This window comes from Sphingobium sp. B11D3A, assembly GCF_025961695.1.
GTDB lineage: Bacteria > Pseudomonadota > Alphaproteobacteria > Sphingomonadales > Sphingomonadaceae > Sphingobium.
In genome coordinates, this window is sequence record NZ_JAOQOE010000001.1 from 2908660 (window position 1) to 2930322 (window position 21663).

Here is a 21663-nt window from a genome sequence, read left to right on the forward strand (position 1 = left end):
TAAACATCGATGCGCAGGCTTCCCCCTCTCACCGCCCTCGAGGCTTTTGTGCAGGTCGCGCGCACCGGCTCGGTAAAGGCCGCAGCGGAGGAACTGGCTCTGTCAGCCCCCGCGCTCAGCCGCCGCATCCAGGCGCTCGAGCGATTTCTGGGCTACAACCTCTTCGAGCGCAAACACCAGCAGCTGGAACTCAATCAGAACGGCCATGCCCTGATCAAGGAGATCGCGCCCGCCCTCGATGCGCTGGGCGCGGCTATCGAGAGTGCTACCGGCGGCGCGCGGACGATGCGGGTGCGGCTGGGCATGTTGCCCTTGTTCGCCAGCCAGCGCCTGTTCCCGCGGCTGGGCGAGCTACACAAGCAGCATCCCGATCTCCATCTGGACGTGGACACCAGCCCCAATGCCATTGCTCGGCTGGGTGAAGGGCTGGACGCGGCCATCGTGCTGGCGCGGGATGTCGATCCCTCGCTATACGGCCGCGAACTGGATCGGGATCTTGTCTACCTCATCGGATCGAAGGCGCTGCTGGAAGGCCCCCGGCCGGTCACGCGCCCTGAGGACATCGCCCGCCAGACCCTGCTGGTTCACCGCGACATGTCGGCGACGTTCGACGTCTGGAAGGAAGCGGTCGGCCTGCCGAATCTGACGCCGGCGTCGATCGACTATTATGATTCGGGTGCGCTGATGCTGGAGGCTGCGGCGCAGGGACTCGGCATCGCCGCGATGCATGGGCGCCATTTCAAGGAAGCGCATGACCCCCGGATCGTGCGGCTGTTCGATTATCATGTCGAAAGCCCCTATCGCTATTTCTTCGTCTGCCGCCCGAAAGCCATGGAAAAGCGCGCGGTGCGCATGTTCCACGACTGGGTGATCAACGCCGAGATCTGACCGGGCCGGGCCGTCATCGGTCTGCGCTGTCGACGATTTGTAAACGCTGCCACCCTTATGGCGTGCCTTCGCTCGAACGGGCAGAAGGTCGCACACGCACATGCCGAAGGTTCTGACAGTCGATGACAGTCGCAGCATGCGGGCGTTGCTGCGCATGACGCTGACCGGCGGCGGCTATGAGGTGGTCGAGGCCGAGGATGGCCAGGCCGCGCTCGACTGGCTGGAGGCCAATGAGGCCGATCTGGTCATCACGGACATCAACATGCCCCGGCTCGATGGCTTCGGCTTCATCGAGACGTTGCGGGCGCAGGGCCGGCGCCATGTCGATCGGCCGGTGCTGGTGCTCACCACTGAATATAGCGAGGAAAAGCGCGCCCGCGCCCGGGAAGTCGGCGCGACGGGCTGGCTGGTCAAGCCGTTCGATCCGGAGCGTCTTCTCGCGGCCGTGCGGCATGTGACGCTCTGACCAGCCAGTCCCTGTGCTTTTCAGGACGAGCGGCGCACAAAGCCGATCCATCACCCCCATCTTGCCTCTTCCCAGCGCCCCCACGGCGCACTAGTGAGACGGTTCCGTGACAAGCGAGCGAGGGGCGATGGCGAGCAAGAGTTCCGCACTGACCGATCGTCGGTCAAGCGCCGGGGATTATCTGAAATTCCTTCACGCCTGGCTGCGCAAACCGCGCCAGACGGCCTCCATCGTGCCGAGCAGCCCGCATCTTGGCCGGCTGATGGCCTCGCAGATCGACCCGCAAGGCGGCCTCGTCATGGAGTTCGGCGGCGGCACGGGCGCGCTCACCCGGCAGATTTTGGCGACCGGCCTGCCGCGCACGCATCTGGAAGTGGTCGAGATCAATCCCGGTTTTGCGCGCAACCTGCGGCGCGATTTTGCGGGCGTTTCGATCATCGAGGCGCCGGCTCAGGCCGTGCTCGGCCAATGCACGGGCGGCGAGGGTGCCTATCAGTGCGTGATCAGCGGTTTGCCGCTGCTGGCGATGAGCAAGACTCTGCAGAGCGCGATCGTCAGCGAGGCCTTCCGGCTGCTGCGCCCGGGTGGCGCGTTCATCCAGTTCACTTATTCGCCGCGCCCGCCGCTGGCCGAGTCGGTCGCCGATGCGCTCGATCTGGGCGTGGAGCGGATCGGCACCATCGTGCGCAACGTGCCGCCGGCGACGGTGTTCCGTTACCGCCGCGCCGCGGACATTGCGGCCATGGACAGCGCGCAACTCGCCTTCTGATGTGAGCGGAGACCAGCCCGGTCTTGGTAGGCGCGGGCTTTTCTCCAATGGGCAGTCGCCTTCGCCCTCCGGCCTCGCTAGAATGGACTGATGCAACGCTATGATGTCATCATTCTGGGCGGCGGTCTTGTTGGGCTGACGCTGGCCGTCGCACTCGAACGCCATGGCGTGCGCAGCGCTATTGTCGATCCGGCGGCGCCCGCGCGCGTACCGGCGCAGAGTTTCGATGGACGCACCTCCGCGATTTCCTCGGCGAGCTGGCGCCAGTTCGAGGCCATCGGCATCGCGCCGCGCCTCGCCGGCAAGACCTGCCCGATCGACCGGATCTGGGTGAGCGAAGGGCTGACCGGCGGCGCGCTGGATTTCGCGCCCGATCCCGATGATGGCGCCATGGGCTTCATGGTCGAGAATCGCGAACTGCGGGCCGCGATCGAAGCCACGGCGGACGCGGCTAACATCGTGCGCTTCCAGCCCGACCGGGCCGTGGAGACAGTGCGGGATGCGCATGGCGTGCGCGTGCGGCTGGAAAGCGGCGCCGAGATCGGCGCGAGCCTGCTCGTCGGCGCGGAAGGCCGGGGCAGCCCGACGCGTGCGGCTGCCGGCATCACAGTGGCGAAATGGGATTATCCCCACACCGCGCTGGTCACGGCCATCGAGCATGACGATCCGCACGGCAACACCGCCTATGAAATCTTCTATCCCGGCGGGCCGTTCGCGCTGCTGCCGATGCTGCCGGGCAATCGCTCGGCCATCGTCTGGACGGTGCCGACCAAGCACGCGGCCGCCTATCTCAAGCTCGGCGAGCACGCCTGGCTGGCGGAGGCGGAAAAGCGGATGGGGAATTTCCTCGGCCGCATTCGCCTTGCCGCACCCATGCAGAGCTACCCGCTCGGCTATCACCGCGCCGCCCGGATCATCGATGAGCGGCTGGCTTTGGTTGGCGATGCTGCCCACGGCATCCATCCGATCGCCGGCCAGGGGGTCAACCTTGGCTATCGTGACGTCGCGGCGCTCACGCAGGTGATCGTGGAAGGCATGCGCACCGGCATGGAGCCGGGCGATGCGCAACTGCTCGCCCGCTACCAGCGCTGGCGGGCGCTGGATGCGCTGAGCGTAACGATCATGATGGATGGCCTCGTCCGCCTGTTCGATGTGCCGGGCCGGCCGGTCTCGGCAATCCGTCGGCTGGGCTTGTCCGCCGTGCAGAAGCTCGGCCCCCTCAAGGATCGGTTCATGGCGGAAGCGCGCGGCGAAAGCGGCAGCCGGCCCAAATTGCTGCTGGGCGATCTGGTCTGACCGCCTGACAGCTTTTTGCATTTCAGTCGCAATTCAGCCCGTCACCTTCAAAGCTTTGTTTACCACAGCCGGCTAGAAGGGCCGCGTTGGAGGAGATCAGGCATGTCTGCCGCGCAAGTGCCGTCTGAGAGTTTTGGTGGGAAGCTGGCCCGGTTGGGCCGCATTCTGGGCATCACGGAAGGTGCGTCGGAGGGCGCGCACGTCGTCGAGGGGGCTCGGCGCGAGGAAGGCAATGCGCATCTTCGCCGCGAGAGCGAGCGGCGCAAGATGATCTACGAAGAAGTCGGCAGCTTTCTCTTCGCCCATGATCTCGATCTGACGCCGCTCAACTTCGGGCTGGCGCTGGATTACATCACCGGCAACGACATCGCCGTGGAAAAGGCGGTCCGCGCGATCCTGATGGAGCGCGGGAAGCTTACCAATGGCGCGGTCGAGCAGATCATCGTCGACCAGCGGGCCGAGGAACTGACCCCTGATACGCTGGCCGACATGCTCAAGAAGGTCGAGGCCAATCTCGATCAGATCACCGGCATTGTCGATCAATCCAGCACCTCCGCCAAGGATTTCGGCGTCGCCTTGCAGAAGCAGGCCGCCTCGCTGGAGCAGTCGGATGCCGGGGAAGCGCTGGGCAATCTCATTCTGCTCACCCGCAGCATGATCGAGAAGACGCGCGAAGTCGAAAGCAAGATGCGTGAGGGGCAGACGCAGACGCGGCTGCTGCAGAAGAACCTGGAGAGCGCCCGCAAGGCGGCCGAGCAGGATCATCTGACCGGCCTGCCGAACCGCCGCGCCTTCGAAAACACGCTGCGTGAGGAAGCCGTCAAGGCGCGCGAAGACGGCGAATCCCTGTGCGTTGCCTTCTGCGATATCGATCATTTCAAGGTCATCAACGATACGCATGGCCATGATGCCGGCGACCGGGTGCTGAAGTTCGTTGCCGGCCTGCTCGCGAAGATCTCCGGCGATAAATGTCATGTCGCGCGTCACGGCGGCGAGGAATTCGTCATGCTCTTCCGGGGGCTGACCGTCGCGGAGGCCGCCAAGGTGGTCGATGACGCGCGCATCGACATGGCGCAGCGCAATCTCGTTGACCGCAAGACCGGCGAACGCATGGACCGCGTAACCTTCTCAGGCGGCGTGGCGGATGTCTTCGGCTACACCGAACCGCGCGATGCGCTCAAGGCTGCGGATCGCGCCCTGTATCTGGCCAAGGAACATGGCCGCAACCGCGTCTATATCGCGGCTGAAACCGAGCACTGAGCGCGGTCAGAAATCCGGCTGATCGTAATATTTAGGCGGCGTCACGATCTCCATCCGCTCGGCGAGCAGCGGGCGGAAGGAGGGGCGTGACTTGATGCCGGCATACCAGCGCTTGGTCTGGCCATGGCCTTCCCAGTCGATGCCGCCGAGATAATCCGCGACGGAGATATGCGCGGCGGCGGCGATATCCGCCAGACTCATCGTTCCGCCGGCCAGCCAACTGCGATGGTCGAGCAGATAATCGAGATAATCCATATGCGTGTTGGCCCGCCGCATCGCCTCGCGCAGCGCCCCGGCATCGGGTGAGGTGCGGGAGACGACCCGCTTGATCATCCGCTCATTGAGCAGCGGCGCCACGACATCGCGGTAGACGATCTGGTCCAGCCAGGCGACGAGCCGGCGCACTTCCGCGCGATCAAGCGCGGAGCCCGCGATCAGCGGAAACTTGTCCACCGTCTCCTCGAAATATTCGCAGATGGCCTGACTGTCCGCCAGAGTCGCATGGCCGTCGTCGGCCACGATCACCGGCGTGGTGCCTGCAGGGTTCAGATCAAGGAATTCATCCCGACCTTCCCAGGGCGATTCGCGCACCGTTTCGTACACGATGCCCTTTTCCGCCATGAGAAAGCGGACCTTGCGCGAGAAGGGACAGAGCGGAAACTGATAGAGATGCCACATGCGCGGCTCTTAAATCGCCAGCGAGGCCGATCATAGCTGAAACTTGCGCTGCTGGAACCAATGGCGGCGAGGGGACTTGTTCCAGAGACAGCATCCCCCACGGCGGAGTGCCCGAGAAGGCGAGATCTGATAAGGGACAGGACCATGAACACCAGCACACGCACATGGGGGTTTATCGGCGCCGTCTTGTTGGCGGGCGGAACCGGCGGCGTGGTGCTCGGCAAATTCGTCACGGCAAATGGGGCGGGCCGCCCTACCGGTGCAGACGAACTGGCGGCTTATTGGAGCGAGGCCGGCGCCGAGGAAACGTCTTCGTCCTTAGAGGATCGCGCCTATGCAAGCGCAGCGATGCGTGATGGGCCATCCAGCTACCATTGTGAAGGATGCGATGCGGGGCTGAACCGCCACCGGGATTATCTGGAACCGATGCCCGCGGACTATGCGCCGTTGCCGCCTTATGAGGCGGTCGACTTGCAGGAGCCGACGCGACCAGTCCCGGCGGAACGTGTTTCTGTCTCGCCGCCCTCAGCGCCCTTGCGCGTGCAGGAGCCGGCTCCGGCGAAGGTTGCCGCGCGTCTCGCTGCCGCGCCTGTCATCGCCGCGCCGCTTCTGCAGGAATGATTGGAACCCACCGCTGAGGCGCGTCGCCGCGCTTCTCAGTCGCCCTGCGCCAAGAAAAACCCCCGGCGTGACCACCGGGGGTCTTGTCTTTATTCCGCCGCGACGACCTCTTGCTTGTCGGACAGCGGCTGCTTGAGGCGGCTGAGCATTTCCTTCGGGCAAACCTGCCAGAAGTGATCGCGGTTGCGCTCCCAGCTGTGCAGGATGGACTTGGCCCAGTCGCTGTCCGTGCGCGCGACATGCTCCTCGACCAGATCCTTCAGCACGCCTTCCCAATGGGCGCTGTCCAGCCGCTGCCAGACGATGCTCTCGGCATTGGCATGGGCCGGGAAGGTGCGGCTCTCATCATAGATGAAGGCCATGCCGCCGGTCATGCCCGCGCCGAAATTGGCGCCGACCTTGCCGAGGATCACGGCGGTGCCGCCGGTCATATATTCGCAGCCATTGGCGCCGCAGCCCTCGACGACGACCTGCGCGCCGGAGTTGCGGACCGCGAAGCGCTCGCCGGCCTGACCGGCTGCGAACAGCTTGCCGGCGGTGGAACCGTAGAGCACCGTGTTGCCGATGATCGTGTTCTCCTGGCTCGCCAGCGGGCTGGAGACCATCGGCCGCACGGCGATGATGCCGCCCGAGAGACCCTTGCCGACATAGTCATTGGCATCGCCGAATACTTCCAGCGTGATGCCCTTGCACAGGAAGGCGCCCAGCGACTGGCCGGCCGTGCCGCGCAGACGGACATGGACGTGCCCATCCTGCAGGGTCGACATGCCGAACTTCTTGGTGATCAGCGCCGAGAAGCGCGTGCCCACGGCGCGGTGCGTGTTGCGCACCGTGTAGGTGAGCTGCATCTTCTCGCCACGCTCGAACACCGCCTGCGCGTCCGCGATCATCTGCGCATCGAGGCTGTCCGGCACTTCGTTGCGCCAGGTCGGCAGGTTGAAGCGGCGCTTGTCGTCGTCCGCATCCACCTTCGCAAGGATCGGGTTGAGGTCCAGATCGTCCAGATGCTCGGCGCCGCGGCTGACCTGCTTGAGCAGTTCTGTACGGCCGATCACCTCATCCAGGCTGCGATAGCCCAGACGCGCCAGGATCTCGCGCACTTCCTCGGCGATGAAGGTCATCAGGTTGATGACCTTTTCCGGCGTGCCCGTGAACTTGGCGCGCAGGCGCTCGTCCTGCACGCACACGCCCACCGGGCAGGTGTTCGAGTGGCACTGGCGGACCATGATGCAGCCCATGGCGACGAGGCTCAGCGTCCCGATGCCGAATTCCTCGGCGCCCAGGATCGCCGCGATCACGATGTCGCGGCCGGTCTTGAGACCGCCGTCGGTGCGCAGCTTCACCTTGTGGCGCAGGCCGTTGAGCGTGAGCACCTGATTGGTCTCAGCCAGGCCCATTTCCCACGGCAGACCGGCAAACTTGATGCTGGTCTGCGGCGAGGCACCGGTGCCCCCGACATTGCCGGACACGAGGATGACGTCGGCATGCGCCTTGGCGACACCCGCCGCGACCGTGCCGATGCCCGCCTGGCTCACCAGCTTCACGCAGACCCGCGCGCGCGGGTTGATCTGCTTGAGGTCGTAGATGAGCTGGGCCAGGTCCTCGATCGAGTAGATGTCGTGATGCGGCGGCGGCGAGATCAGCGTCACGCCGGGCGTCGAGTGGCGCAGCTTGGCGATGAACTCGGTCACCTTGAAGCCGGGCAACTGGCCGCCTTCGCCGGGCTTGGCGCCCTGCGCGACCTTGATCTCGATCTCCTCGCAAGCGCCCAGATATTCGGCGTGAACGCCAAAACGGCCCGAGGCGATCTGCTTGATGCTCGAATTGGCGTTGTCGCCATTCTCATAGGGCTGGAAGCGCGAGCGATCCTCGCCGCCCTCGCCGGAAACGGCCTTGGCGCCGATCCGGTTCATGGCGATGGCCAGCGTCTCATGCGCCTCGGGTGAGAGCGCGCCCAACGACATGCCGGGGGTGACGAAGCGCTTGCGGATTTCGGTGATCGCCTCGACCTCGTCGATCGGCACGGCCTGATCGGGATAGTTGAACTCCAACAGATCGCGCAGATAGACCGGCGGCAGCTCCGAGACGCCCCGCGAGAACTGCAGGTAGGTCGAGTAGCTGTCCGTGTTCACGGAGGTTTGCAACAGGTGCATGAGCTGCGCCGAATAGGCATGGGCATCGCCGCCCGCCCGGTGACGGTAGAAACCGCCGATCGGCAGCGTGGCGACGGCCTTGCTGAACGCCGCCTCATGGCGGACGAGCGCGTTATACTGCAGCGAGGCATAGCCCTCGCCGGAGATCTTCGAGGGCATGTTCGGGAACAGATCGTTCACGATGGCGCGCGAAAGACCCACTGCCTCGAAGTTGTAACCGCCGCGATAGCTGGAGATCACCGCGATGCCCATCTTGCTCATGATCTTGAGCAGGCCCTCGTTGATCGCCGTGCGGAAGTTCTCGAGGCACGCCTCCAGGCTGCGGTCGCCCAGCAGACCGCGCGCATGGCGGTCAGCGATGCAGGCTTCGGCAAGATAGGCGTTCACCGCCGTGGCGCCCACGCCGATCAGGACCGCGAAATAATGCGTGTCCAGACATTCGGCGGTGCGCACGTTGATCGACGCGTAGGAGCGCAGGCCCTTGCGGACGAGATGGGTGTGAACCGCCGCCGCCGCGAGGATCATGGCGATGCCGACGCGGTCCGGCCCGATGGCTTCATCGGAGAGGAACAGCTCGGTCTGGCCGGCGCGTACGGCGATTTCCGCCTCGTCGCGAATGCGGTTGATGGCAGCGCGCAGGGCATCCGGCGGGCCATCGGCCGGGAAGGTGCAGTCGATTTCTGCCACCGTCTTGCCGAAATAGCGCTTCAGCCGCGACCAGTCGTCGCACAGCAGCACCGGCGATTCCAGGATCATCACCTCGCTGTTCTGGCGGTCTTCCTCCAGAATGTTGGCGAGGTTCGAATAGCGCGTCTTCAGGCTCATCACATGCCGCTCACGCAGCGAGTCGATGGGCGGGTTGGTGACCTGGCTGAAGTTCTGGCGGAAGAAGTGGCTGATCGTGCGCGGCTTCTCGGTGATCACCGCGAGCGGGGCATCATCGCCCATCGAGCCGACCGCTTCCTTGCCATCCTCGGCCATGGGGCTGAGGATCAGCTCCATGTCCTCCATGGTGAGGTTGGCGGCGACCTGACGGCGTGCCAGCTCGGCGCGGTCCCACTGCGGGCGCGCGTCACTGGCTGCGGCGGGGAGGTCGTCCGCCGTGCGGAAGCCCTTCACATAATCCGCATAGGGACGCTCGCCGGCAATCCGGTCCTTGATGGCGCGGTCGTCATAGACCTGGCCGGCATCGAGATCGACGGCGATCATCTGGCCGGGGCCGAGGCGACCCTTCTTGACCACGGTGGTCTCCGGCACCACGACCATGCCCGTCTCCGAGCCGACGATCAGCAGATTGTCGGAGGTGAGCGTGTAGCGCAGCGGACGCAGGGCGTTGCGGTCCATGCCGGCCACGGCCCAGCGGCCATCGGTCATGGCGAGCGCGGCCGGGCCATCCCACGGCTCCATCACGGAGGCGAGATAGTTGTACATGTTCTGGTGGGCCTGCGGCACATCGTCATTGTGCTGCCAGGCCTCGGGCACGAGCATGATCTTCGCGGTCGGCGCATCGCGGCCGGCGCGGCACAGCGTCTCGAACACGGCGTCGAGCGCGGCGGTGTCGGACGCACCCGCCGGGATCACCGGCTTGATGTCGCCGGACTGCTCGCCAAAGGCCAGCGCCGCCATCTTGATCTCGTGGCTCTTCATCCAGTTCTTGTTGCCGCGGATCGTGTTGATCTCGCCATTATGGGCCAGCGACCGGAAGGGCTGGGCGAGCCACCACTGCGGGAAGGTGTTGGTCGAATAGCGCTGGTGGAAGATCGCCACGCGGCTCTCGAACCGCTCGTCGGTCAGGTCCGGATAGAAGACCGAGAGCGATTCCGCGAGGAACAGGCCCTTGTAGATGATCGACTGGCACGAGAGCGAGCAGACGTAGAAATCGTTGATCTGCGCCTCGATCACCTTCTTCTCGATGCGGCGACGCACGAGATAGAGATCGCGTTCGAACTCGGCGACGTCCTGCTCCTCGGGCATCGGGCCGGAGATGAGGATCTGCTCGATCTCGGGGCGAGTGCGCTGCGCCTTTTCACCGATGACGGAGACATCGACCGGCACCTGCCGCCAGCCATAGATGCGGTAACCCGCCTGGATGATCTCGGCCTCGACCAGCGTGCGGCAGGTCTCCTGCGCGCCCAAATCCGTGCGCGGCAGGAAGATCATGCCAACGGCAAGGCGGTTGGGCAGCGGCTTGTGGCCGGAGGCGGAAATGGCATCGTCGAAGAAGCGCACCGGCAGATCGACATGGATGCCGGCACCGTCGCCGGTCTTGCCATCGGCATCGACAGCACCGCGGTGCCACACGGCCTTGAGCGCATCGATGGCGCTCTCGACCACACGGCGCGAGGCCTTGCCATCCGTCGCCGCGACGAGGCCGACACCACAGGCGTCCCCCTCGAATTCAGGGCGATACATGCCCTCACGGGCGATCCGGTCGCGTTCGGTTTCAGGAACCATGGTGGTTGTTCTTTCAACTGCGGAGTTGCGATTGATCTCGGTCATGCGGCGACCGCCTGCTTTTTGGGCGTCCGGGCACGCAGATAGCTGTGCATATGGTCAGCCACGTCGCGCCCATCGCGGATGGCCCAGACGACGAGGCTGGCGCCGCGCACGATGTCGCCGGCGGCGAACACGCCATCGACGCTGGTCATCATGTTGCGATGGTCGACGCGCAGCGTGCCCCAGCGGGTGACGGCGAGGCCCGGCTCGCCGAACAGCACCGGCAGATCCTCGGGGTCATAGCCCAGCGCCTTGATGACGAGATCGGCGGGAATGCTGGTCTCGCTGCCCGGCTCCGGCTCCGGCGCGCGGCGGCCGGAAGCGTCCGGCTGGCCAAGGCGCATGCGCGTCATCTTCACACCGGTGACCTTCTCCGTGCCCTCGAAGGCGACGGGGGCGGAGAGCCAGACGAACTCGACGCCTTCCTCCTCGGCATTCTGCACCTCGCGCTGCGAGCCCGGCATGTTCTCCCGGTCGCGGCGGTAGAGGCAGCGCACCGACCTGGCGCCCTGGCGGATCGAGGTGCGCACGCAGTCCATGGCGGTATCGCCGCCGCCGATCACCACGACATCCTTGCCGGTAGCGAGCAGCGAGCCATCCTCATGGGCGGGGACATGATCGCCAAAGCCGGCCTTGTTAGAGGCGGTGAGGAAATCGAGCGCCTTGACCACGCCGGTGGTCCCGACGCCGGGCGCCTTGATGTCGCGCGCCTTGTAGACGCCGGTTGCGATCAGGATCGCGTCATGCCGCTCGCGCAGCTCGGCCAGCGAGGCGTCCTTGCCGACCTCGAAGCCCATGTGGAACTGGATGCCGGCATCCTCCAGCCGCTTCACGCGGCGTATGACGACCTCTTTCTCCAGCTTGAAGCCGGGGATGCCATAGGTCAGCAGGCCGCCGGCGCGATCGTGACGATCGTAGACATGCACCTCATGCCCCGCCGCGCGCAGATATTCCGCCGTGGTGAGGCCACCGGGGCCAGCGCCGATGATGCCGACCGAGAAGCCGGTTGCCTTGCCGACCTGCACCGGCTCGACCCAGCCTTCTTCCCAGGCGGTATCGGTGATGAACTTCTCGACCGAGCCGATGGTGACGGCGCCATGGCCGGAAAATTCGATGACGCAATTGCCCTCGCACAGCCGGTCCTGCGGGCAGATGCGGCCGCAGATCTCGGGCATGGTGGAGGTCATGTTGGAGAGCTCATACGCCTCGCGCAGCCGACCTTCCGCTGTCAGGCGCAGCCAGTCCGGGATGTGGTTGTGCAGCGGGCAGTGTACCGAGCAATAGGGTACGCCGCACTGCGAGCAGCGCGCGGCCTGATCCTCGGCCTTGGGTGTTTCGAACCCGTCCGAAATCTCATGGAAGTCATGCGCGCGTTCGTTCGCGGACCGCTTCTCCGGATAGGATTGCGGGCGAATGACGAATTTGAGCATCGGATTCTCGGCCATGGGCGGGGTCCTTCCTTTCGGCGCCGCACATAGGGACGACAATCGCGGAAGTCACGCGTTTCTCAACATTAAGGACAGTATAGCTGACCTATAATGTGGCGCACGGCCATTTTTTAGGGTTTGGACAGGTTATCTAAACCCCTTATAGGTCCGATCCGGTCCTACCGCATCAAAAGGGCGATCAGAGCGATCGACCCGGCTATGATTCGGTACCAGGCAAAAGGCTTGAAACCGTAGCGGGTCACGACGGCGACAAAGCCCTTCACGACGAACAGCGCAGTGAGGAATGCCATGCCGAAACCGATGGCGATCATCCCCAGATCGTCGGCGTTGAGCAGCGCGCGATCCTTCCAAAGCGCATAGACCGTCGCTGCAAGCATGGTGGGTACGGCCAGGAAGAAGCTGTATTCGGCCGCCGTCTTGCGGTCGACGCCCATGGTCAGCGCCCCCAAAATGGTCGCGCCGGACCGGCTGACGCCCGGAATCATCGCGATGCACTGCACCAGGCCGATGCCAAGCGCGGTGGTAAATGGCATGGTTTCTACGGACTTGACCCGCACGGTCTTCACCATCCGCTCCAGGATTAGCATTAGAATGCCGCCGATGATGAGGGCGACCGCCACGATCATCGGGGTCTGGATGGCGGCGCGCACCGCTTCATAGGCGAGAACGCCGATGACCAGCGCCGGCGCAAAGCCGAGGAACACGTTGCGCGTGAAGGCGATATCGTCCGGCCGGCCCTTCAGCAGGCCCGTGCCCACGCCCCAGAAGCGCTGCCAATAGACAGCCATCACAGCGAGAATGGCACCGAACTGGATGGCGATCTTGAACGTCACGGACGATTCGCCGGTAAAGCCCAGCAACTCGCTCGCCAGAATGAGGTGGCCGGTCGAGGAGACGGGCAGAAACTCGGTCAGCCCTTCCAATATGCCCAGCAGAATGGCGGTGAAGACGTTGCTATCCATGCGGGCGCAATCCTTGAAACGAGGCGGGTGTCTGACGCGGGCGGGCAGGGGCGCGCCGCGAGCGCCAGTGCCCCCAACGGATGGTCGTCAGGCCCGTGCCGTGACGCCGAACCGCCCTTGCTTGCGATATTGCTCCAGCCATGCCGGCGCAATCGCTGCCATCGGGGCAGGGGTGATGCCGAAACGCTCGAAGCCCGCTGCGCCCGGCGCAACGACATTGTCGCTCAACAGCATCTCGAACTGGTCGCGCGTGATCGGCGCGCCGGGTGCCCAGCCGGTCAGCATGGCCAGTGCCTTGGCGACACCGTCGGGGATGGGCAGGAAGCTGCACGGGCGACCGATCTCGGCCGCGATCCAGCTGTTGATCTGGCGCAGGGAGAGCGTGTCTGGGCCGCCCAGCTCATAGGTCTGACCGGCGTGATCTTCGGGTTGCGTCGCGGCCTGCGCGATGGCGCGGGCGACATCGACCACATGCACCGGCTGAAAGCGCGTTTCGCCGCGGATCACCGGGACGATCTGGCCGGGCAGGGTCGATCCCGAGGCGATCAGGCGGGCAAAGCGGTTGGTGAACTGGTCGTCCTGCCCGAACAGGATCGAGGGCCGCACGATGGTCGCGCGCGGGAAGGCGTTGCGGACTGCCGCCTCGCCCTCGGCCTTGGTCCGCCCATAGGCAGATGAACTGGCAGCGTCTGCGCCGATGGCGGAGACGTGAACCAGCGCCTCAAGGCGCGCCGCCGCCGCGGCCTCGGATATGGTCTGTGCGCCCACCACATGCGCGGCGTGCATATCGCCGGTCAGCAGGCCGACGAAGTTGACTGCGGCGGATGCGCCCGTGAGGGCCGCGGCGACCTGATCGGCGCGGGTGATGTCCACGGCCGCGAACTGGATCTGGCCCATGCCGCCCAGCGTGCGCAGCGCAAAGGCCTGACGCGGATCGCGCTGGGCGATGCGCAGGCGATAGCCCTTCGCCAGCAGCTCCTGCGCCACGTGGCGGCCGACGAAACCACCACCCCCAAACAACACAATCGGCTTGTCCGTCGCTATCATGACTCTGTTCCGTCGTCCTTGCCCCGAGGGCCTGTCTGTCCGCGTTTGCGGTTCTCCTCTCCCTTGCATCAGGCCGCCATCCAAAACAACCGGGTGGATGCGCGACTCGACAAACGGCGGCGCAAATCGCGAGCGATGAGCGCATGAACCGGCCGCACGACGCCCTGCGGGGTGGAATATGGCGTGGCCCGCAAAAATAATTTCGCCGGCTTATTTCGCCCATGCAGCGTAAGAATAAGTTGCACATAAATGCACAACCTGCCGGGGATCGCGGCTGTGCGCTGTCTTGTCAGGGCCGGCATCGTCCAGACTGCCGGTGGGCACGGCTAGGGTCAAGGCAACGCGACCGACTTTGCAGGGTTGCACCTGCGACGGTCGACGATGGGCGTAAACTTTTGAACATATGCCACAATATGCGAAAATTCGACTTGATGGCGGATGATCGCCCCGTGCGAGGGTGCGACGCGGCCGCGATTTTGCGCAATTCATCGAACAACGCCGCTGGCGCGACTTCCGCGAGTTGAGCGCCACGCGAAAACTTGTCTCCTGGCGTACTGCGACATTGCAAGGGGCGCATGGCTTTCCTGCCATGCAGCATCAAAAAATGGCTGATTTCTGCGGCGCAGCGACGATTTTGCCTTGTCCGTGAACGCCCGCAGACCTATCTGGACGGCAAGCGCACTCAAGAACGCTGGACAGGTTCAGGAACGATCCTTGAGAGCGTCACGAGCCTGACTTCATCAAGAGTTACCGAAAAGAAAAATTGAGTTTGCAGGAGTAACAGACATGAAAATCGTTGCCGCCGCCCTCGTCGCGGCTGGTCTGCTCGTCGGTTCGAGCGCCGGATTCGCCAAGCCCCGTGAAAATGTCGAAGTGCGCGTCTCCACGGACGGCGTGAACTTCGCCGATGCCGAGAGCGTCGATCAGTTCCGCGGTCGCGTCGCTCGTGAAATCGCCGCTGCCTGCAACCCGGGCAACCGCGTCAACGCCGATCTGGCGCCGGACTTCAAGTGCCGCAAGTCGATGAAGCAGGTCAGCGAGACCCGCATCGCGCAGCTGTCCAACAGCAATGCGCGCATGGCGACCATGGACTGACCCATCACGATCTCATCGTCGTTGAACGGCGCGCCCTCGGTCATCGAGTGGCGCGCCGTTTGCGTTTGGGGTGTTGCGCATATCGCTGGCGTGGCCGGCTAGCGGGGCCCGATCATTCCGCCGGCTGGGCCGTCCCATCGGGCTTGCCGTTCTTGCCCATCAGCGCACGCAGGCGGCGGGTGACGGTCTGGGGCGAGGATGTGCCCCGCGCGAACCGGCTGTAGAGCAAAGGCACCACGAACAGGGTGATGGCCGTCGCGATGCTGACGCCGAACACGATCACCCAGCCGATCGAGGAGCGGGCATGCGCGCCGGCACCGCCGCCGATTGCCAGCGGAATAGCGCCTGCGACGGTGGCGATGGAGGTCATCAGGATCGGCCGGAGGCGGCGGACGGAGGCATCGCTGATCGCCACCAGAAAATCCCGGCCCTCGTCACGCAACTGGTTGGCATATTCGACGATCAGAATGCCGTTCTTCACCGCGAGGCCGACCAGCATGATCATGCCGATCTGGCTGAACAGGTTGATGCTCGTTCCCGTCACCGCCAAGCCGATAATGCCGCCCGCAGCGCCGAGCGGCACGGCGGAAATGATCACCAGCGGGTGGACGAAGCTCTCGAACTGGGCGGAGAGCAGCAGGTAGATCACCACCACGGTGAAACCGAAGGCGATCCAGATCGAAGTGCCGGTCTGCATGAAGCTGCGGCTCTCGCCTTTATAACCCACCGCCGTCACTTCCGGCGACTGGCGCGCCTGCTCATTGAGGAAGTCGAGTGCGCGCCCGAGAGAATAGCCCTCGGCCAGGCCGCCGCTTAGCGTGATGGCGCGCATCTTGTTGAAGCGGCCCAGCTCGCGCGCCGTCGCCGCCTGCTTGACGATCAGCAGGTTGGAGAGCGGCACCAGCGCCCCGCCAGCGGCGCGGACATAGACTTTCGCCAGCGATGCCTCGTCGTCGCGATTGAAGGATTCCGCCTGCAGGACGACATAATATTCCTCGCCGTCGCGCACATAGGTCGACGTGCGCCGCGATCCCATCATCGTCTGCAGCGCCTGGCTGATGTCATTGACGGAAATGCCGAGGTCCCCAGCCCGCTGATGATCGATCTCGATCAGCAGTTGCGGCTTGTTCTCGACATAGTCGGCGTCGAGATTGACGATGCCGGGATTGTCGCGCGCCGCATCCAATATGCGGTCGCGCGCGACGGCCAGATCCTCATAGCTGGTGCCGGCGATCACGAAGCTGATCGGCTGGCCGCCGCGCGAAAGGCGGTTGGTGACGGTGGCGTTGCCGCGCACGGATGGCAGGCCTGCCAGCCGCTTGTTGACCTCCTGCGCGACGCTCTGCGAGCTTTCCTTGCGCTCGTCCCAATGCTTCATGAACACCGAGAGGCTGCTGCTGTTGAAATCGTCGGTGCCGCCGCCGAAACCGCCGATGCGCGCATTCATCCCGCGCACCGGGCCATCCTCGGCGACCATGGGCAGGACCAGCGTTTCGGCCTGGTGCAGATATTTGTCGGCCTGCGCGAAGCCCGTCCCTTCCGGGCTGTTGAGGCGAACCTGGATCACGCCGGTGTCCTCCGCCGGGGCGAGTTCGGAATCCAGACTGCGAAACAGCACCGCGCTGCCGGCAATCAGCAGTACGGACGCGACGATCACCGGCAGGGGGCGGCGGAGCACCGAGCCGAGCGCGTTGCGATAGCCGTTTTCCGTCCGCTCCATCAACCGGTCGATCTTCGCGGTCAGGCGGCCGCGCGCGCTGCCCTTGAGCAGCTTAGAGCACATCATCGGCGTCAGCGTGAGAGCGAGGAAGCCCGAGACGCCGACCGCCGCGATCATCGCCACCGCCAGTTCGCGGAACAGCGAGCCGGCCTGGCCGGAGAGGAACATCACCGGCACGAACACGGCGCACACCACCATGGTGGAGGCGACCACGGCAAAGCCGACCTGCCGCGCACCGTAAAAGGCGGCGAAGAGCGGGTCTTCACCTTCCTCGATGCGGTGATAGACATTCTCGAGGACGACGATGGCATCGTCGACCACAAGGCCGATGGCCAGCACCAGCGCCAGCAAGGTGAGCAGGTTGATCGAATAGCCGGCCAGCCACAGCACGCCGAAGGTCGTCAGCAGGCAGATCGGCACGGTGATCATCGGCACCAACGTCGCGCGGAGGCTGCCGAGGAAGAAGAATACCACGATGGTGACGAGCAGTGCCGCCTCGAAGATGGTGTGCCACACGCCGCGAATGGCCTCGTCGATGAACATGGTGCTGTCGCCGCCCATGCGGATCTCGACGCCCTCAGGCAGGTTCTTGCTCAGCTCCGCAACCGCAGCCTTGGCGGCCTGCGCCACCGCCAGCGTATTGGCGCCCGACTGGCGAACGATGCCGAGGCCCACCCCGGTTTCGCCATTGTAGCGGAAGATCGAATAGGGATTTTCCGGCCCTTCCTCGATGCGCGCGACATCGCTCAGGCGCACCTGATAGCCATCGCTGCCACGGCCGATGACCAGCTGGGCAAAGTCCTGCGGGGTCGTGAAGTCGCGCTGGACGCGGAGCGAGAGGTTTTGCGCCTCCGCCTCGATTCGCCCGGCGGGCAGCTCGACATTCTGCCGGCGCAGCGCGGCCTCGACATCGCCGGGGGTCAGCCGAAAAGCCGCCAGCCGATCGGCATTGAGCCACACGCGCATGGCGGGCTTGGCCATGCCAAGTTCGACGATCTGCGCCACGCCATCGATGGTCGAGAGTCGGTCAACCACGACCCGCGAAACGAAATCGCCGAGCTTGGTGCGGTCCCAGCCCGGCGCCATCACGGCAAAGAAGATGATCGGCTGGGAATCGGAATCGACCTTGCGCACTTCCGGTGGCAGGGCGTCGTCCGGACGGTCTGCCGCGCCGCCGGCGACCCGATCGCGCACGTCGTTGGCGGCTGCATCCACGTCGCGTCCGGCGCGGAACTCGATGACGATGCTGGAAGTGCCGTCGCGCGAGGTCGAGCTGATCGTCTCGATCCCCTCAATACCGGCAAGCCGCTGCTCCAGCGGCTGGGTGATGCGGTTCTCGATCACGCTGGCATTGGCGCCGGTGTAGCGCGTTTCGACCGAGACGATGGGTGGGTCGGTGTCCGGATATTCGCGCACGGACAGGTTCATGAAGCCGACGAAGCCGATGATCGCGAGCAGCAGGGACATCACGGTGGCGACCACTGGCCGCCGCACCGAAATATCCGAAAGGATCATGGCCGCGCTTCCGGCGTGGCGGCGCCCTTGGGCGCGATCTCTTCAGTCTGCGCGCTATTGCTGCTCTCGACCTCGGCCAGACGCACGGGCCGGCCTTCCGCCACCTTCACCACGCCTTCGGAGACGACCAGCGCATCCTGCGGCAGGCCGCTCACTTCCATCAGGCCATTGTCCCGTAGGCCGGTGCGCACGTCCATCCGCTTGGCCTTGCGGTCCTTGTCGAGCGTGTAGACATAGCGCCGGTCACCCTGGCTCAGCACCGCAGTCTCGGGCACGGCGAGCGCGGTGCGCTGCCCGGTCTCGATGCGGACGGTCAGCAACATGCCAGGCTTGATCCGCGCGCCGGGATTGGGGAGCGTCGCGCGGACCATGACGGCGCGGCTGGCGGGATCGATCACCGGATCGATGGTGCTGATCGTGCCCTGCAGCACGTCATCGGGATAGGCCGAGGAGGAGGCCCGGATCGGCTGGCCGATGCGCAGGGCGCCGAGCTGCGTTTCCGGCACGGTGAAATCCAGCTTGATGCGCGACAGGTCGCTGATCGTCACCAGTGGCGTGCCGCTGTTGACGATGGCGCCCTCGGAGATGGTGCGGAGCGAGAGATAGCCGGAGAAGGGCGCGCGGATCAGGCGGTCGCCAAGCTGGGCCTTGATGCCATCCTGACTGGCCCGGGCCTCACTCAAGGCGGCGCGCTGCTGATCGAGCAGCGCGCGGGTGGCGAAGCCCTGCTCATACAGGCTGTTGACGCGGTCGAGCTGCGAGGCGGCCTCGCTGGCGCTGGCACGCGCGCCGGCCAATGCTGCCTGCTCCTGCGCGTTGGAAAGCACCGCCAGCAACTGGCCGGACCGGACGAACATGCCATCATCGAACATCAGCCGCTCGATCCGCTCGGTCACATTGGCGGCAAGCGTCACCTGCTCATTGGCGCGCGCGGTGCCGACGGCCTGAATCTCGTCCCGGAAGACATGGGTGGCAGGTTTTGTCGCCGACACCAGGGGCGGCTGCCGCTTCTGCTCGGTCTCGCCCTTGCCGCATGCCGCGAGAAGGGCGAGACCGAACAGCAGGGTGCCCTGCCGCCAGGAGGAGAGAGGATGCCCGGCGGCGCCCGGCAGCCGGTTTAGAAGGTCCACGGCGTCATCCATATCGATAGTAGATTTTGTCTACTTTGCCCCAGTTTCGATCAGCCAGCCACTGCTTTTTTGTGCAGTCGCTCAATGGCATCCAGCGAGGAGAGCAGAGCGCCCTCCATCCAGCAGCCATAATAAGACGCATGCTCGCCCGCGAGGACGATGCGGCCATCCATGGCGACCAGATTCTGGTAGTGCTGCGCGCGCGCCGCCTCCGACCAGGTGGCGCAGCATCCCATGATCCACGGCGTGCGGCTCCAGGCGAGGGAGACGCCGTTCATGAACTGCTTGCGATAGTCTTCGGGGTGGAACACCGATCCTTGCGCTAGCGCGGTTTCGATGCGCTGCTGCGGCGTCATGCCTGCCAGCGCATAGCCGCCGGCGCCGCCCGCAAAGGCCCCGAGCAGCACTGCCGGCTTGTCCGCGAAGAAGTCGAAGTTCGGGTAAGAGATCAGCGAAATCTGCTGGTCGGTGAAGCTGTGGCCACCATAGATCGCGTCCTTCTCCTCCCAGAAGCGGCTGCGCATCTCCAGGCCCATTTTCACCGAGTTGGAATAGGGCACGGCGGCGATGGCGGCCTTGAGCGGCGCGCTCGCCTGCAGCTCGAGCTGATTGAGCACACCTAGCGGAATTGTGCAGACGCAATAATCCGCTTTGGCCTCGTGCATGGCGCTGGAGGTCAGGTCCTGCCAGGAGACGGTCACACCTTTCTCGCCCTGCGCGATCTTCGTCACCTTCGCATTGTAGGTGATCAGGTCGCCGACCTGCTTGGCAAAGCCCTTGCCGATCATGTCCATGCCGCCCTTGGGCTGGAACATCGTCGTCTGCATCACATTGGTGAAGAAGAAGCTCATCTGCTGCCACACGCCGGAATCCAGCACATCGCCCAGATCGTTGATCTTGGAAGGCGTCGGCGCGCCGTTGATGCCGCCGCCGGGCGCGCGATCATAGCCGCGCTGGCCGGAGGCACGCAGGCCGCTGGTATAGTTCAGGTCGCTATCGAGCAGGCCCCATTCGCGCAAGGCCTCGACCAGCTTCTCCTTGTCCTCCTTGGTAACCTTCTGATCGAGCGCGCCAGCATTCAGCGCTTTGCCGAGCAGCTCGGAGACATGGCCCTTATAATCGACGGCCAGTTCCTTGTAGCGCTGGGGCTTGCCGCCGAACGCCTTGCTGTTGTGGACCCAGGCATTGTGATTGAGCTGGATGAACGGCTCCAGCTCGACACCAAAGGCCTTGGTGTAGTGGAGCAGGGTGCGGTGATGGTGCGGGATGCGCCACGGGCCGGGGTTGAGGTAATTGCCCGGCTGGAATTCGCAGGTCTGCGTCGTGCCGCCGACCTCGACCACCTTGTCGCCACCGCGGATCGAGTAGTTCCGCCCGCCGGGGCGGTTCTGATATTCGAGGATCTGCACGGCATAGCCGGCCTTGCGCAGCTCATAGGCGGCAAGCATGCCGGCCAAGCCCGCGCCGAGCACCAGCACACTCGCTCCCTTGGGCGCGCCGGAGAGCTTGGGCGGGCCAGTGAACTGGGTTTCGGCGGCATGGCCGAAGGCAGTCATGGCCTGATACATGGCCATGGCGCCGCCCGCCTTGCCAATCATCGCCAGCAGGTCACGCCGTGTCGGAGCCGTAAATTCGGTCATGCTCATGTCCCCTAAAAGTGCCGGGCCGTCCCCACGGCTCAGCACGTGCTGCAATCACGCGTCGACGATCCGTTCGCGGCGATGACGCGCTTGACGTCGGCGGCCGTGACCGGATCGGGATAATTGTTGAAATGGCTGCGCGCGTAGGTCGCGACGGCGGCCATCTGCTCGGGTGTGAGCATATCCGTGAACCAGGGCATGCCGCCGCGCCCCTTGACCAGGATCGTGGCGATGAAGTCCTTGTCCGCCAGGTTGGCATTGCCCGCGATGGCCGGGATCGCCGCGCCGGCCCCGGCGCCGCCCTTGCCATCCGCCATGTGGCAGGCCTGGCAGATCATCTCATAGACCTCCTTGCCTTCATTGGAGATGTCCACGCTGGTCGGCCCGCCGCCTGGCGCATCCTGCGCGTGGACAGCCACTGTGGCGGCGAGGAGAGCGCCCGCCAGAGCGAGCGCAGCGGCGGTTTTGAGGGTCATGGC

General features: G+C 65.1%; 17 protein-coding genes. 8 read left to right on the plus strand and 9 right to left on the minus strand.

The features are described from left to right. Window positions 1–9 precede the first annotated feature (9 nt). From M2332_RS13610 to M2332_RS13630, 5 genes are all read left to right on the plus strand, one after another. Window positions 10–888, plus strand: coding sequence for a LysR substrate-binding domain-containing protein (locus tag M2332_RS13610; protein ID WP_264574473.1), 879 nt, complete (start codon window positions 10–12; stop codon window positions 886–888). A gap of 100 nt (window positions 889–988) precedes the next feature. Next, window positions 989–1354 carry a response regulator gene (locus tag M2332_RS13615; protein WP_264574474.1) on the plus strand — a complete coding sequence of 122 codons (366 nt, stop codon included), beginning with the start codon at window positions 989–991 and terminating at the stop codon, window positions 1352–1354. A 127-nt stretch (window positions 1355–1481) separates the two neighbouring features. Then, window positions 1482–2123: a class I SAM-dependent methyltransferase gene (locus M2332_RS13620; RefSeq protein ID WP_181558740.1), complete on the plus strand. Its 642-nt coding sequence runs from the start codon at window positions 1482–1484 to the stop codon at window positions 2121–2123. Window positions 2124–2213: 90 nt separating this feature from the next. After that, complete coding sequence (locus M2332_RS13625) at window positions 2214–3419, plus strand: FAD-dependent monooxygenase (protein WP_264574475.1); 1206 nt, start codon at window positions 2214–2216, stop codon at window positions 3417–3419. 102 nt (window positions 3420–3521) lie between these two features. Beyond that, the gene (locus tag M2332_RS13630) at window positions 3522–4679 is read left to right on the plus strand and encodes a sensor domain-containing diguanylate cyclase (protein WP_264574476.1); all 1158 of its coding nucleotides are present in this window, start codon (window positions 3522–3524) and stop codon (window positions 4677–4679) included. A gap of 6 nt (window positions 4680–4685) precedes the next feature. On the opposite strand, the gene M2332_RS13635 is transcribed toward M2332_RS13630, so the two are convergent. After that, window positions 4686–5357, minus strand: coding sequence for a glutathione S-transferase family protein (locus M2332_RS13635; protein ID WP_181558743.1), 672 nt, complete (start codon window positions 5355–5357; stop codon window positions 4686–4688). Between the two features lie 144 nt (window positions 5358–5501). Between M2332_RS13635 and M2332_RS13640 the strand changes: the two genes are divergently transcribed. Further along, window positions 5502–5978: a hypothetical protein gene (locus M2332_RS13640; protein ID WP_264574477.1), complete on the plus strand. Its 477-nt coding sequence runs from the start codon at window positions 5502–5504 to the stop codon at window positions 5976–5978. Between the two features lie 89 nt (window positions 5979–6067). On the opposite strand, the gene gltB is transcribed toward M2332_RS13640, so the two are convergent. From gltB to M2332_RS13660, 4 genes are all read right to left on the minus strand, one after another. After that, on the minus strand, window positions 6068–10585 hold the full coding sequence (gltB, locus tag M2332_RS13645) for a glutamate synthase large subunit (RefSeq protein WP_264574478.1): 4518 nt from the start codon (window positions 10583–10585) through the stop codon (window positions 6068–6070). 41 nt (window positions 10586–10626) lie between these two features. After that, window positions 10627–12072, minus strand: a complete 1446-nt coding sequence (locus M2332_RS13650; protein WP_264574479.1) for an NAD(P)-dependent oxidoreductase — start codon at window positions 12070–12072, stop codon at window positions 10627–10629. Between the two features lie 161 nt (window positions 12073–12233). Then, window positions 12234–13037 (minus strand): undecaprenyl-diphosphate phosphatase, encoded by an 804-nt coding sequence (locus M2332_RS13655; protein WP_264574480.1) that lies wholly within the window; start codon window positions 13035–13037, stop codon window positions 12234–12236. Window positions 13038–13124: 87 nt separating this feature from the next. Beyond that, window positions 13125–14084 carry a complex I NDUFA9 subunit family protein gene (locus tag M2332_RS13660; RefSeq protein ID WP_264574481.1) on the minus strand — a complete coding sequence of 320 codons (960 nt, stop codon included), beginning with the start codon at window positions 14082–14084 and terminating at the stop codon, window positions 13125–13127. Window positions 14085–14659: 575 nt separating this feature from the next. Here M2332_RS13660 and M2332_RS13665 point away from each other — a divergent pair. Both M2332_RS13665 and M2332_RS13670 read left to right on the plus strand, forming a co-directional pair. Then, the gene (locus tag M2332_RS13665) at window positions 14660–14851 is read left to right on the plus strand and encodes a hypothetical protein (RefSeq protein WP_264574482.1); all 192 of its coding nucleotides are present in this window, start codon (window positions 14660–14662) and stop codon (window positions 14849–14851) included. A gap of 19 nt (window positions 14852–14870) precedes the next feature. Beyond that, entirely contained in the window at window positions 14871–15179 is a 309-nt protein-coding gene (locus tag M2332_RS13670) for a UrcA family protein (protein ID WP_264572066.1), read from the plus strand. A 112-nt stretch (window positions 15180–15291) separates the two neighbouring features. Here the strand turns inward: M2332_RS13670 and M2332_RS13675 are convergent, their stop codons facing one another. The 4 genes from M2332_RS13675 to M2332_RS13690 are packed head-to-tail and all read right to left on the minus strand — an operon-like array spanning window position 15292 to window position 21660. Next, window positions 15292–18414, minus strand: a complete 3123-nt coding sequence (locus M2332_RS13675; RefSeq protein ID WP_264574483.1) for an efflux RND transporter permease subunit — start codon at window positions 18412–18414, stop codon at window positions 15292–15294. Further along, a complete protein-coding gene (locus M2332_RS13680; RefSeq protein WP_264574484.1) occupies window positions 18411–19556 on the minus strand; it encodes an efflux RND transporter periplasmic adaptor subunit in 1146 nt (381 codons plus the stop codon). Before M2332_RS13680 ends, M2332_RS13675 begins: the two co-directional genes overlap by 4 nt. A gap of 38 nt (window positions 19557–19594) precedes the next feature. Beyond that, on the minus strand, window positions 19595–21184 hold the full coding sequence (locus M2332_RS13685) for a flavin monoamine oxidase family protein (RefSeq protein ID WP_264574485.1): 1590 nt from the start codon (window positions 21182–21184) through the stop codon (window positions 19595–19597). A gap of 38 nt (window positions 21185–21222) precedes the next feature. Continuing rightward, window positions 21223–21660: a c-type cytochrome gene (locus M2332_RS13690; RefSeq protein WP_264574486.1), complete on the minus strand. Its 438-nt coding sequence runs from the start codon at window positions 21658–21660 to the stop codon at window positions 21223–21225. Window positions 21661–21663 lie beyond the last annotated feature (3 nt).